The organism is Rhodopseudomonas palustris (assembly GCF_003226555.1).
GTDB classification, from domain to species: Bacteria; Pseudomonadota; Alphaproteobacteria; order Rhizobiales; family Xanthobacteraceae; genus Rhodopseudomonas; species Rhodopseudomonas palustris_I.
Map to the genome: position 1 here is coordinate 238,257 of NZ_QKQS01000013.1, position 12,919 is coordinate 251,175.

At 64.7% G+C, this 12,919-nt stretch carries 6 protein-coding genes and 1 tRNA gene; 6 read left to right on the top strand and 1 reads right to left on the bottom strand.

Annotated elements, in window-relative coordinates:
* Positions 1-143 precede the first annotated feature (143 nt).
* The 6 genes from pepT (at position 144) to DNX69_RS08875 (ending at position 10,401) form a co-directional block, all read left to right on the top strand.
* Positions 144-1,397 carry a peptidase T gene (gene pepT, locus DNX69_RS08850; protein WP_110785640.1) on the top strand — a complete coding sequence of 418 codons (1,254 nt, stop codon included), beginning with the start codon at positions 144-146 and terminating at the stop codon, positions 1,395-1,397.
* 136 nt (positions 1,398-1,533) lie between these two features.
* Positions 1,534-2,778: an efflux RND transporter periplasmic adaptor subunit gene (locus DNX69_RS08855; protein ID WP_110785641.1), complete on the top strand. Its 1,245-nt coding sequence runs from the start codon at positions 1,534-1,536 to the stop codon at positions 2,776-2,778.
* Between the two features lie 28 nt (positions 2,779-2,806).
* On the top strand, positions 2,807-5,947 hold the full coding sequence (locus DNX69_RS08860) for an efflux RND transporter permease subunit (RefSeq protein WP_110785642.1): 3,141 nt from the start codon (positions 2,807-2,809) through the stop codon (positions 5,945-5,947).
* 200 nt (positions 5,948-6,147) lie between these two features.
* Positions 6,148-7,260, top strand: a complete 1,113-nt coding sequence (locus DNX69_RS08865) for a DUF4236 domain-containing protein (protein WP_110785643.1) — start codon at positions 6,148-6,150, stop codon at positions 7,258-7,260.
* 114 nt (positions 7,261-7,374) lie between these two features.
* A tRNA-Val gene (locus DNX69_RS08870) sits at positions 7,375-7,451 on the top strand.
* Between the two features lie 361 nt (positions 7,452-7,812).
* Positions 7,813-10,401 (top strand): bifunctional diguanylate cyclase/phosphodiesterase, encoded by a 2,589-nt coding sequence (locus tag DNX69_RS08875; RefSeq protein ID WP_234826902.1) that lies wholly within the window; start codon positions 7,813-7,815, stop codon positions 10,399-10,401.
* A gap of 13 nt (positions 10,402-10,414) precedes the next feature.
* On the opposite strand, the gene lon is transcribed toward DNX69_RS08875, so the two are convergent.
* Positions 10,415-12,847 (bottom strand): endopeptidase La, encoded by a 2,433-nt coding sequence (gene lon, locus DNX69_RS08880; protein ID WP_110785645.1) that lies wholly within the window; start codon positions 12,845-12,847, stop codon positions 10,415-10,417.
* Positions 12,848-12,919: the final 72 nt, after the last annotated feature.

Consider the following 12,919-nt stretch of genomic DNA (forward strand, 5'->3'; position numbering starts at 1 on the left):
CCGCCTGCCGTTTCTTTTTGATGCCAACCGTCGTTCGGCTGCGGGTCGCGCCGCACGCCAGGACAGGCTATCAACAGAAAAGCTCGCGACCGAATGCGCTCGAGCGCGTGCCGGGATGGTTGCGAGCCTGCAGGAGTTCGGCCGTGACCGCGATTAACTTCGACTTCACCGTGTTGGAGCGTTTTCTCCGCTACGTCACCATCGACACCCAGTCGGATCCGGCCTCCGACACCTGCCCCTCCACCGAGAAGCAGAAGAATCTCGGTGCGCTGCTGGCGCAGGAGCTGCGCGAACTAGGGCTCGCCGACGCCCATCTCGACCAGCACGGCTACGTCTACGCGACAATTCCCGCGACCACCGCCAAGCCGAACGTTCCGGTGGTGTGCTTCTGCGCCCACATGGATACCTCGCCCGATTGTTCAGGAGCCAGCGTCAAGCCGCAGGTCTGGAAAGACTATCAGGGCGGCGACATCGTTCTGCCGGGTGATTCCTCGCAGGTGATTCGGCGCGCCGAGCATCCGGCGCTGTCGGATCAGATCGGCCACGACATCGTCACCAGCGACGGCACCACCCTGCTCGGTGCCGACAACAAGGCCGGCATCGCCGAGATCATGGATGCGGCGCGGTTTCTGCTGGCGCACCCCGAGATCGCGCACGGCACGCTCAAGATCCTGTTCACCCCGGACGAGGAAATCGGCCGCGGCGTCGACAAGGTCGACCTGAAAAAGCTCGGCGCCGATTTCGCCTACACGATGGACGGCGAAAGCGCCGGCCATATCGAGGACGAGACGTTCTCGGCCGACAGCGCCGTGATCACGATCGAAGGCGTCAGCGCCCATCCGGGATTCGCCAAGGGCAAGATCGAACACGCCATCAAGATCGCCGCGGCGATCATCGAGCGGCTGCCGAAGACCGGCTGCTCGCCGGAGACCACCGAAGGCCGCGACGGCTTCCTGCACCCGGTCGGCATCACCGGCGCGCTGGAGAAGGCCGTGATTGCCTTCATCGTCCGCGACTTCACCGAGGCCGGGCTGCAGGACAAGGAGACGCTGCTGCAGAGCATCGTCGAAGAGGTGATGCTGGATTACCCGCGCTCGCGCGCCAAGATCGAGATCCAGCCGCAATATCGCAACATGAAACAGGTGCTCGACCGCCATCCCGAGCTGGTCGAGAACGCCCGCGAAGCGATCCGCCGCGCCGGCCTCACGCCCGTCACCGCGGCGATTCGCGGCGGCACCGACGGCGCGCGACTGTCGTTCATGGGCCTGCCCTGCCCCAACGTGTTCGCCGGCGAGCACGCCTTCCACTCGCGGCTGGAATGGGTCAGCCGCCAGGACATGGAAAAGGCGGTCGAGACCATCGTGCATCTGGCGATGATCTTCGAGCAGCAGGCGTAGCAGACGCATCGCGGCGCGGCCCCCACGAAGCCGCACGCCATGGTTTTGTCCTAATCGTTGGACCGTGATCCCGGAATCAGCTCTGAGTTCCCGTGCCGCGCGAGTTCGCTTCCGCGCGCGACACGGAGAGATTCGGATGGTTTGCGCCCGCTCGGTATGTTTGGCGTTTTCACACAGGATCGCCCTGGTCGCGCTGATCGCCAGCGCCCCCGTGATGCTGGCCGGCTGCAAGGAGCAGAACACATACGCCGCGCCGCCGCCCGCCAAGGTCACCGTGGCCAAGCCGACCCAGGCGCCGGTGACGCTGTATGCAGAATTCACCGGCAACACCGCGCCGGTCGCCTCGGTCGATCTCGAAGCGCGGGTGCAAGGCTTCATCGAGAGCATCGACTATCTCGACGGTGAGGCGGTCAAGAAGGACCGCGTGCTGTTCAAGATCGAGCGGGCCCAATACCAGGCCCAGGTCGACCTGCAGCAGGCGCAGCTCGACGGCGCCAAGGCCAAGCAGGCCAACGCCCAGCGCGAAGCCGACCGGCAGTCGATCCTCGGCCAGAAGGACGTCGCCTCACAGCGCAATGTCGATGACGCCCTGACCAATCTGGCCTCGGCCAACGCCCAAGTCGCCGCCGCCGAAGCCTCGCTGGCTCTCGCCAAGACCTCGCTCGGTTACACCACGGTGACGGCGCCGTTCGACGGTGTCGTCACCCGCCGTCTGGTGAACGTCGGCACCCTGGTCGGTTCGACCGGCGCCACCAAGCTCGCTACCATCCTTCAGGTCGATCCGCTGTACGTGTATTTCAACATCACCGAGCAGCAGCAGATCGCCTTGCGCGACGCGCTCGCCAAACGCGGCAAGACGCTGAAGGACATGCGCGAAGAGCGGCTGGAAATGCCGATCGAGGTGGCGCTGTCGTCCGACACCACGTTCCCCTACGCCGGCAAGGTCGACTACATCGCGCCGCAAGTCGATCCGGCCACCGGCACGCTGCAGCTCCGCGGCTCGCTGCCGAACAAGGACGTGGCGCTGGTGCCCGGCCTGTTCGTCAGGGTCCGGGTCGCGGTCGGCAAGCTCGACGACGCGCTGTTGATCAACGACACCGCGGTGATGTCCAACCAGACCGGCAGCTACGTCATGGTGGTCGGCACCGGCGACGTGGTCGAGCAGCGTCAGGTCACGCTCGGCCCGCAGGAGGGCCAGCTCCGCGTCGTCAGCAACGGCCTCAAGGCCGACGACCGGGTGGTGATCGGCGCGGTCCAGCGCGCCATCGCCGGCAACACCGTGACGCCGGTGGCCGGAGCGATGGCGGCTGCCCCAACGGCGCCGCCCCCGGCACCTGCCGCACTGAGCCCTGGAGCCCAATCCGGCACCGCAAAACCTTGATCCGATCGGCCCTCACGAGGCGTTGCCCATGTTCTCGCGCTTCTTCATCGAACGGCCGGTGCTGTCCAACACCCTCGCCTTTCTGATCATCCTGCTCGGCGCCCTGGCGCTGATGCGGCTGCCGGTGTCGCAATATCCCGACGTGGTGCCGCCGACGGTGTCGGTGTCGGCGAGCTATCCCGGCGCCAGCGCGCGCACCGTGATGGATTCGGTGGCGCTGCCGATCGAGCAGCAGGTCAACGGCGTCGAGGGCATGATCTACATGCAGTCGACCAGCGCCAGCGACGGCAGCTACAATCTGGTCATCACCTTCGACATCGGCACCGATCCGAACATGGCGCAGGTGCTGGTGCAGAATCGGGTGTCGCTGGCCACGGCGCAGCTGCCGGCCTCGGTCTCGACCCAGGGCCTCAACGTCAAGAAGAAGTCGACGTCGATTCTGCAGTTCGTCAGCCTGGTTTCGTCCGACAGCCGCTACGACAATCTGTTCCTCTCCAACTACGCCAAGATCAACATCCAGAACGAGCTGGCCCGGCTTCCCGGCGTCGGCGACGTCTCGGTGCTCGGCTCCGGCTCCTATGCGATGCGGATCTGGCTCGATCCCGACAAGCTGCAGAGCTACGGCCTGACGCCGAGCGACGTTGTCAGCGCCGTGCAGCAGCAGAGCAACCAGGTCACCGCCGGCCTGGTCGGCGGCCCGCCGGCGCCCTCGATCGTCAATTTCCAATACGCGCTCGACGTCGTCGGCCGCTTCAACGAGGCCACCGAGTTCGAGAAGATCGTGGTCAAGGCAGTCGACCAGGGCGGCGGCCAGCTGGTGCGGATCGGCGATATCGGCCGGGTCGAGCTCGGCGCCTCGTCCTACGGCCAGACCGCGACGCTCGACGGCAAGCCCTCGGCCGCGATCGCGATCTCGCTGCTGACCGGCGCCAACGCGCTGTCGGTGGCGAAATCCGTCAACGCCAAGATGAAGGAGATGGCGGACTCGTTCCCGGCCGGGCTCGACTACAAGGTGTCGTTCGACAGCACCAAGTTCATCACCGCCTCGGTCGACGAGGTCTACGAGACGCTGATCATCGCCGCGGTGCTGGTGCTGGTGGTGATCCTGCTGTTCCTGCAGGACTGGCGCGCAATGCTGGTGCCGGCCACCACCGTGCCGGTGACGATCATCGGCGCGTTCGCGGCGATGTCGGCGATGGGCTTCACCGTCAACACCACCAGCCTGTTCGCGCTGGTGCTGGCGATCGGCATCGTGGTCGACGACGCCATCGTCATCGTCGAAGGCGTCTCTCGGCACATCGCCGGCGGGATGTCGAGCCGCGAGGCCGCGGTGAAAGCGATGTCGGAGCTGTTCGGCCCGATCATCGGCATCACCTTGGTGCTGATGGCGGTGTTCCTGCCGGCGGCTGCGATCTCAGGCCTCACCGGCAAGATGTATCAGCAGTTCGCGCTGGTGATCGCCGCCACCGCGCTGATCTCGGCGGTCAACGCGGTGACGCTGAAGCCGACGCAATGCGCGCTGTGGCTGCGCGCGCCGGTGCCGCCGGAGCAGCGCAACCTCGTCTACCGGATCTTCAACGCGGTGTATGCGCGCTGCGAGGCGGTGTATGCGGCGCTGATCCGCCGCCTGGTGGCGTTCAGCATCCCGACCACGATCGTCGGACTGGCGCTGATCGGGGGCGCATTCTACGGCCTGTCGCGGGTGCCGACCGCCTTCCTGCCCTCGGAAGATCAGGGCTATTTCATCATCAGCCTGAAGCTGCCGGACTCGGCCTCCGCCGGCCGCAGCGAAGCGGCGGTGGCCCAGGCGGTCGAGCTGGTGCGCAAGACCGCGGGCGTCGAGAGCGTGATCGGCGTGTCCGGGATCTCGCCGCTCGACAACAACGCCACGCTGTACAACGCCGGCATGCTGTACGTCGTGCTGCACGACTGGGACCAGCGCAAGACCAAGGATCTGAGCATCGACGCGATCGCCGCCAAGGTCCGCGCCGCACTCGCCACGCTCGACACCGCGACCGCTTTGGTGCTGATGCCGCCGCCGATCCAGGGCATCGGCAACACCTCGGGCTTCACCATGATGGTGGAGATGAAGAACGGCAGCTCCGACTTCCTGGCGCTGCAGAACGCCGCCCAGCAACTCGCCGCCAACGCCGCGACCCAGAGCGCCATCAGCCACGCCGCCTCGACCTTCAACGCCGACGTCAAGCAGCTTCGCCTGGTGGTGGACCGGATGAAGGCGGAGACGCTCGGCGTCACCGTCGGCCAGGTGTTCTCGGCGGTCGAGAGCTATCTCGGCTCGACCTACGTCAACCAGTTCACCAAGTTCAACAACGTGTTCCAGGTCTACGTCCAGGCCGACGCACCGTTCCGGCTGCGGCCCGGCGACGTGCTGAAGCTGAAGGTCAAGGGCTCGAACGGCCAGATGGTGCCGGTCGGTGCCGTCGCCTATCTGACCGACGAGGTCGGCCCGCCCTTGATTACGCTGTACAATCTCTATCCGGCCGCGACCCTGGTCGGCAGCCCGGCGACCGGCTTCAGCTCCGGCGAAGCGATGTCGCTAATGAGCGAAGTCGCGGCCAAATCGCTGCCGTCGTCGATGGGCACGGCCTGGACCGGGATGTCGTATCAGGAACAGGTGGTCGGCGATCAGATCTACTACGTGTTCGCGGTGGCGCTGCTGCTGGTGTATTTCGTGCTCGCCGGCCAATACGAGAGCTGGATGCAGCCGCTCGCCGTGATCCTGGCGGTGCCGCTGACTCTGCTCGGCACCGTGGCGGCGCTGGAATGGTCCGGCCTGCCGAACGATCTCTATACCCAGATCGGCATCGTGCTGCTGATCGCGCTGGCGGCGAAGAACGCGATTCTGATCGTCGAATACGCCCGCGAAAAGTGCATCGAAGGCATGCCGATTGCCGAGGCTGCGGTCGAGGCGGCGCGGCTGCGGTTCCGGCCGATCCTGATGACCTCGTTCGCCTTCATCTTCGGCATGCTGCCGCTGGCGCTGGCGAGCGGCGCCGGTGCCGGCGCGCGGGTCTCGCTCGGCATCGCGGTGGTGGCCGGCATGCTGGCCTCGACCGGCCTCGCGGTGCTGTTCGTGCCGTCGTTCTTCGCCGTGCTGCAGCGGCTGGGAGCACGGCGCACCAATCCGGTCGAGCCGCCTCCAAAGTAGAGAGGCTAATGCTGCCTTTCGGCCGGATCGCATTTTCTCAAGGGGCGCTTCAACAAGTTATCAGAAGCGTCGAAGATGAGTCATCGTTTCCGACGACGAGGCGATCGTTAACCGATCCTACCGGTTGCGATTACTCAACTTTTGCTTGTATCGTTGGAGGGCAAGAGGCTTGCGCAGATGCGTCGTTGGGGTTGTAGGCCATGCCGTTCTATTTCAGGAAGAGCGTAAGCGCCGGTCCCTTCAGGTTCAGTTTCTCCCGAGGTGGCGTCGGCATGTCAGTCGGCGTCAAAGGTCTTCGAATCGGAGCTGGTCCGCGAGGAAACTACATCCACGCTGGATTCGGGGGCGTATACTATCGGTCTTCTATCCGTCCCGCCGGGCAGAAGGAACAATCACTCGACCAGCCTATTGCTACGCCCAAAACAACAATTGATGGCGTTGAAATGGTGGAGATCGAATCTGGCAGCGTTCTGCAAATGCGGTCTGCTAACTTCGCTGATATCCTAGATGACTTGAACATAAAGGCCTCAAAACTACCCCTATCGCGAATTATTGCTTGGACTGGTATTGCCTTGGGCTTCGGGTTGCTGGCTGTCAACTCGACAGCTGCCATAGCGACATGGACAGTCACCATTCCTGCCTGGATCGTTGCCCGCTGGCTCGATAGCTACAGACGTAAGACTGTATTGTTCTATGAGCTCGAAAGTGACGCTGCCAAAGCCTATGAAAGGCTCACCGAGGCGTTCGATCTTCTCATCGGATGCGCAGGTAAATGGCACATCAGATCCGGCGGCGCTGTTCGAAATCTCACGACATGGAAGCGCAACGCGGGAGCAACCCACATCGTCGATAAAAAGCCGACGAGGTTGGATTTTTCTCTTCCTTTGACTGTCGCATCAAACATCACACCTCCCTGCGCTCACGTTGGCGACCAAGTTCTGTACTTCCTTCCTGACGTGGTACTGGTCGCGCACGGCAAGAAGATCGGCGCCATTGATTACAACGACCTGAAGTTGCATTGGCAGGAATCAAATTTCATCGAAGAAGGTTCAGTGCCGTCGGACGCCAAGGTCGTCGGACAGACTTGGAAGCATCCGAACAAATCCGGCGGCCCGGACCGTCGATACAAGGATAATTGGCAAATCCCGATCTGCCGATACGAAGCCCTTCATCTGAGCAGCAACTCAGGACTGAATGAACTCCTGGAATTCTCGAAAGCGACTGTCTGTGCCCCCTTGGCCACCGCAGTCCGCGGCTTGGCTGTCATCAATGGCCAGAGCGCGGTACCCAACAGCTTGCAACCGGCGGAATGATCCTAGAAAATTACTGGCTCAACTGAAGGTGCCTGGCTCGAACAGCAGAGGTTCTCCCCTTCCGCGACCTCACGACTTGCCTACGACGCATCGTCGAGGGTAAATCAAGATTACGGGCGGCTAGCTCAGCTGGTTAGAGCATCTCGTTTACACCGAGAGGGTCGGGAGTTCGAATCTCTCGCCGCCCACCATGCGTTCCACGTCGCCGGACTGCGGATTCATCGCCGTTTCCCCACCCGCCTCCTGTCGCAATTTTATCCGGCCTGGTGAACAGTTTCCGACCAAACCGGCGACAGTCACCTGCAATTGCATCGCAGTTTCGCGCTGCAACCTCATTCGCAGTCGCGAAAATTTACTATAATACCCTCGATCGCGTCAGATCCGGCCGAATGCCGCCGATTCCGCGAGTGATTGCCCGTATCTGTACTAACGAGATCTCCACCTCCGGGCGGTAGTAGAAGCCATTCAGGCCGCCGACTGGGGTGCTCAATGTTACGGGTTGGAAGGGACGCAGGGCTGCGAAGCCTGCTGAGCGGGCCGCGAAACGTCTCGGTGCGCGGGATCGTCGTCAGCGGCGTGCTGCTCGGCGCGGCGATCGCGCTGGTCACCGGCTGGATGGCGGCGGACAGCCGCGACCGCATCCTGCGCAACACCGAACGCGAACTCCGCAACACCGCGCTGCTGCTCGCCCGCCAGTTCGACCGCACCTTCGAGGCGCTCAACATCGACCAGAGCGAGACCGCGTCGTCGGTCGAACACACCTTTCCGCTCGCCCAGACGCTGACCGGGCACACGCTGCTGGCGCTGAAGGCCGCCGAGCTCGGCGAATTCGACCTGTTCGACATCGACGGCGCGCTGATCAATTCGTCGCGCAGCTGGCCGGCGCCGCGCGTCCAGATCGGCTCCGCCCCGAACTTTCGGCGCTGGAGCTCGGACGTCGAGCGCGACGAGAACCAGACCGAATTCGTGCGCGATCCGGTGCTCGGCAACTGGACCCTGACGCTGGTCAAGCGGCTGCGCGGTCCGACCAAGCAGACGTCCGGCATTCTCGCTCGGACCATCCCCAACGCCTTGTTCGAGAACCTGGCCTCCTCGCTGATGCTGGGCCAGGACGCGACGATCGCGATCTTCACCACCGACGGCACCCTGGTGACACGGTGGCCGCGGTTTTCCTCGTCGATCGGCGAGAACTACCTGAACTCCGATCTCAAGCCGCTGTTCGGCCAGACCAGCGCGTCCCAGCGCATCGTCAGCCCGTTCGACGGCAGCGAACGGATCGCGGCAGCGCGGACGCTGAGCAAGCAGCCGATCGTGGTGGTGGTGTCGCGCTCGCTCAACGGAGCGTTGGCGACGTGGTGGCGCGAACTGAGCGCGATCGTGTCGGTCGCGCTGGCGACCGCGCTCGCTGTCGCCGGCGTGCTGTTCCAGCTCGGCCGCAACATCATCCGGCATCAGACCGATCTGCGCCAGCGCTACAGCATCGCGGTCGACAACATGGCGCAGGGACTGACGCTGTTCGACGCCTCGGGCCGGCTGCTGCTGCACAATCGTCGCTATCTCGAAATCTACGGGCTGCCCGCCGACGCGGTGAAGCCGGGCCTCACCGGCCCCGAGATCGTCGCCTTGCTGAAGCAGGCCGGCCACGACCCGCACCTCATGCAAGAATACCGCCGCTTTGCGGTGAAGAATGTCCACCGCAGGAGCTCGTTCGAGGCGGAGTTCGCCGACGGGCGGACCATCCTGATCACAAGGGAGCCGATCCAGGGCGGCGGCTGGGTGATGACCCACGAGGAAATCACCGAGCGCAAGCGTGCCAACTCGCGGATCCACTACCTCGCCCATTACGACGACCTGACCGGACTGCCGAACCGGTCGTCGTTCCGCGCCTATCTCGGCGCTGCGCTCGACGCGATCGAGCCGGGCGATCGGCTGGCCCTGCTCTACATCGACATCGACGAGTTTAAGATCGTCAACGACACCCTCGGCCATCCGATCGGTGACCTGCTCTTGAAGTCGATCGCCGACCGGCTGCGGCACTGCGTCGGGCCCAACGACTACGTCGCCCGGCTCGGCGGCGACGAGTTCGCGGTGGTGACGACCGACGCTGGCGCGGTGCGCGAACTGGTGGCGACGCTGCAGCGCGCGTTGCGCGACACTTTCGACTGCGCCGGCCATGTGATCTCGCCCGACGCCAGCATCGGCATCGCGCTGGCGCCGGACCACGCCGGCGAAGTCGACGAGCTGATCGCCAAGGCCGACCTCGCGCTGTATGCGGCCAAATCCGAAGGCCGTCACACCTACCGGTTCTTCCTGCCGGACATGGACATCAAGGCCAAGGCCCGGCACGAGCTGGCGACCGAGCTGCGGCGCGCCGTGGCCGAGCAGGACTTTCAGCTGCACTTCCAGCCGCTGGTCGATCTGAATTCCGGCGCGATCGCCGGCTGCGAAGCGCTGCTGCGCTGGCAGCATCCGCTGCGCGGCTTCGTCTCGCCCGCCGAGTTCGTTCCGCTCGCCGAGGACATCGGCCTGATCGAGGAGCTCGGCGAGTGGGTGCTGGAGCAGGCCTGCGGCGTGGCAGTCGGCTGGCCGGCGGCGATGACGGTCGCGGTCAACGTCTCCCCGATCCAATTCCGCCGCGCCACCTTCCCGCTCAAGGTCGCCGCCACGCTGGCGCGCACCGGGCTGCCCGCACATCGGCTGGAGCTGGAGATCACCGAAGCGCTGCTGCTGCAGGACACCGAGTCGACGCTGGCGATCCTCAACCAGCTCCGCGATCTCGGCGTGAAGATCGCGCTCGACGATTTCGGCACCGGCTATTCGTCGCTGAGCTATCTGCACCGCTTCCCGATCGACAAGATCAAGATCGACAAGAGCTTCGTCGATACCCTCAGCAACGAAACCGGGTCCGCCACCATCGTGCGGGCGATCGTGCAGATCGCCGCCGCCGGCAACAAGACCACGCTGGCCGAAGGCGTCGAGACCGCCGCGCAGCGCGATCTGCTGCGCCAGCTCGGCTGCCAGCAGATGCAGGGCTATCTGTTCAGCCCGGCGCTCCCAGCCGACGCGCTGGCACGCCTGATCGGCGACGAGGACGCAGAAACGCAAACGGCGCCCCGCAGGGCGCCGCTGATATCGGTGTAAGGCCGTCGCCGCCTTAGTGGGCGGTGAGGCCGCCGCTGGCTTCGTCGGAGGCTTCCGCGCTGTCGGGCGTCGGCAGCTTGGTGTCCTCTTCCCAGACGATCGGCACCGGCGCGCGGGTCAGCGCGTTGGCGATCACCTCGTCCATCCGCGCCACCGGGATGATGTTGAGACCACCCTTGATGGCGTCCGGAATCTCGGTGAGATCCTTGGCGTTGTCCTCGGGGATCAGCACCGTCTTGATGCCGCCGCGCGCCGCGGCGAGCAGCTTCTCCTTCAGGCCGCCGATCGGCAGCACCCGGCCCCGCAACGTGATCTCGCCGGTCATGGCGATGTCGCGGCGGATCGGGATGCCGGTCAGCACCGACACGATGGTGGTGGCCATCGCCACGCCGGCCGACGGGCCGTCCTTCGGGGTCGCCCCCTCCGGAACGTGGACGTGGATGTCGCGCTTCTCGAAGAACGGCGGCTCGATGCCGAAGGTGATCGCGCGGCTGCGGACGTAGGACGCCGCCGCCTGGATCGATTCCTTCATGACGTCGCGCAGGTTGCCGGTGACCGTCATCCGGCCCTTGCCCGGCATCATCACGCTTTCGATCGTCAGCAGCTCGCCGCCGACGTCGGTCCACGCCAGACCCGTCACCACACCGACCTGATCGTCCTTCTCGATCTCGCCGAAGCGGAATTTCGGCACGCCGAGATATTCTTCGATCCGCTTCTCGTCGATGTGCACCGCCTTCTTCTTCGAGAGCATCAGCTCCTTCACGACCTTGCGGGCCAGTGTGGAGATTTCGCGCTCGAGATTACGCACGCCCGCTTCGCGGGTGTAGCGGCGGATGACGAGCAGCAGCGCGTCGTCGTCGATCGACCATTCCTTGGAGTCGAGGCCGTGCTTGGTCAGCGCCTGCGGGATCAGGTGCTTGCGCGCGATCTCGACCTTCTCGGTCTCGGTGTAGCCGGCGATCCGGATGATCTCCATACGGTCCATCAGCGGCCCCGGAATGTTCAGGGTGTTCGCCGTGGTGATGAACATCACGTTGGACAGATCGTAGTCCACCTCGAGATAGTGGTCGTTGAAGGTGCCGTTCTGTTCGGGATCGAGCACCTCGAGCAGCGCCGAGGACGGATCGCCGCGGAAGTCGGCGCCCATCTTGTCGATCTCGTCGAGCAGGAACAGCGGATTCGAGGTCTTGGCCTTCCGCATCGACTGGATGATCTTGCCGGGCATCGAGCCGATATAGGTGCGGCGGTGACCGCGGATCTCGGCCTCGTCACGCACGCCGCCGAGCGACACGCGCACGAACTCGCGCCCCGTCGCCTTGGCGATCGACTTGCCGAGCGAGGTCTTGCCGACGCCGGGCGGTCCGACCAGGCACAGGATCGGGCCGCTCAGCTTGTTGGCGCGCGACTGCACCGCCAGATACTCGACGATCCGCTCCTTGACCTTCTCGAGCCCGTAGTGATCGGAATCGAGCACGGCCTGCGCCGCCTCGAGATCCTTCTTCACCTTGGACTTCTTGTTCCACGGGATCGACAGCAGCCAGTCGAGATAGTTGCGCACCACCGTCGCTTCCGCGGACATCGGCGACATCTGGCGCAGCTTCTTCAGCTCGTGCTGCGCCTTGTCGCGCGCTTCCTTGGTCAGCTTGGTCTTGGCGATCTTCTCTTCGAGTTCGGCGAGCTCGTCCCGGCCGTCTTCATCGCCGAGCTCCTTCTGGATCGCCTTCATCTGCTCGTTGAGATAGTACTCGCGCTGGGTCTTCTCCATCTGCCGCTTGACGCGGCTGCGGATGCGCTTCTCGACCTGCAGGACGGAGATCTCGCTCTCCATCAGCCCGAGCACCTTCTCCAGCCGCTGCGTCACCGACAGCGTCTCCAGGATGCCCTGGCGGTCGGCGATCTTGACGGCGAGATGCGAGGCGACGGTGTCGGCCAGCTTGGCGAAGTCGGTGATCGACTGCACCACGCCGACGACCTCGGCCGAGATCTTCTTGTTGAGCTTCACGTAGCTCTCGAAGTCGGACACCACCGAGCGCGACAGCGCCTCGGCTTCCACCGAAGTGGCGTCGCTGTCTTCGAGCGCGGCGGCGTCGGCCTCGTAGTAATCGGCGCGATCGGTGTACTTGTCGACCTTGGCGCGCGCCAGGCCTTCGACCAGCACCTTGACGGTGCCGTCGGGCAATTTCAGAAGCTGCAGGACGCTGGCCAGCGTGCCGATCTCGTAGATCGCATCGGGCGCAGGATCGTCGTCGGACGCGTTCTTCTGCGTCGCCAGCATGATCAGCGCGTCGTTCTTCATCACCTCTTCGAGGGCGCGGATCGACTTCTCGCGGCCGACGAACAGCGGCACGATCATGTGCGGGAACACGACGATGTCGCGCAGCGGAAGAACCGGATAGGAGTGGCTTTCGCCGTAGGTAATCGATGGCCTGGGTTTGTTGGCGGTCATGGCCCCGTTCCTTTCGTTTTGCCCCCTCGCCCTCGGCCCGCCATCGGCGCTGCCGTCACGAGGTGCGGAGGT

What these genes read in the sequence shown, in the direction of transcription:
- DNX69_RS08855 (WP_110785641.1), top strand. Translation starts at nt 1,534, where the DNA reads ATGGTTTGCGCCCGCTCGGTATGTTTGGCGTTTTCACACAGGATCGCC.
- DNX69_RS08860 (WP_110785642.1), top strand. Translation starts at nt 2,807, where the DNA reads ATGTTCTCGCGCTTCTTCATCGAACGGCCGGTGCTGTCCAACACCCTC.
- lon (WP_110785645.1), bottom strand. Translation starts at nt 12,847, where the DNA reads ATGACCGCCAACAAACCCAGGCCATCGATTACCTACGGCGAAAGCCAC.
- DNX69_RS08865 (WP_110785643.1), top strand. Translation starts at nt 6,148, where the DNA reads ATGCCGTTCTATTTCAGGAAGAGCGTAAGCGCCGGTCCCTTCAGGTTC.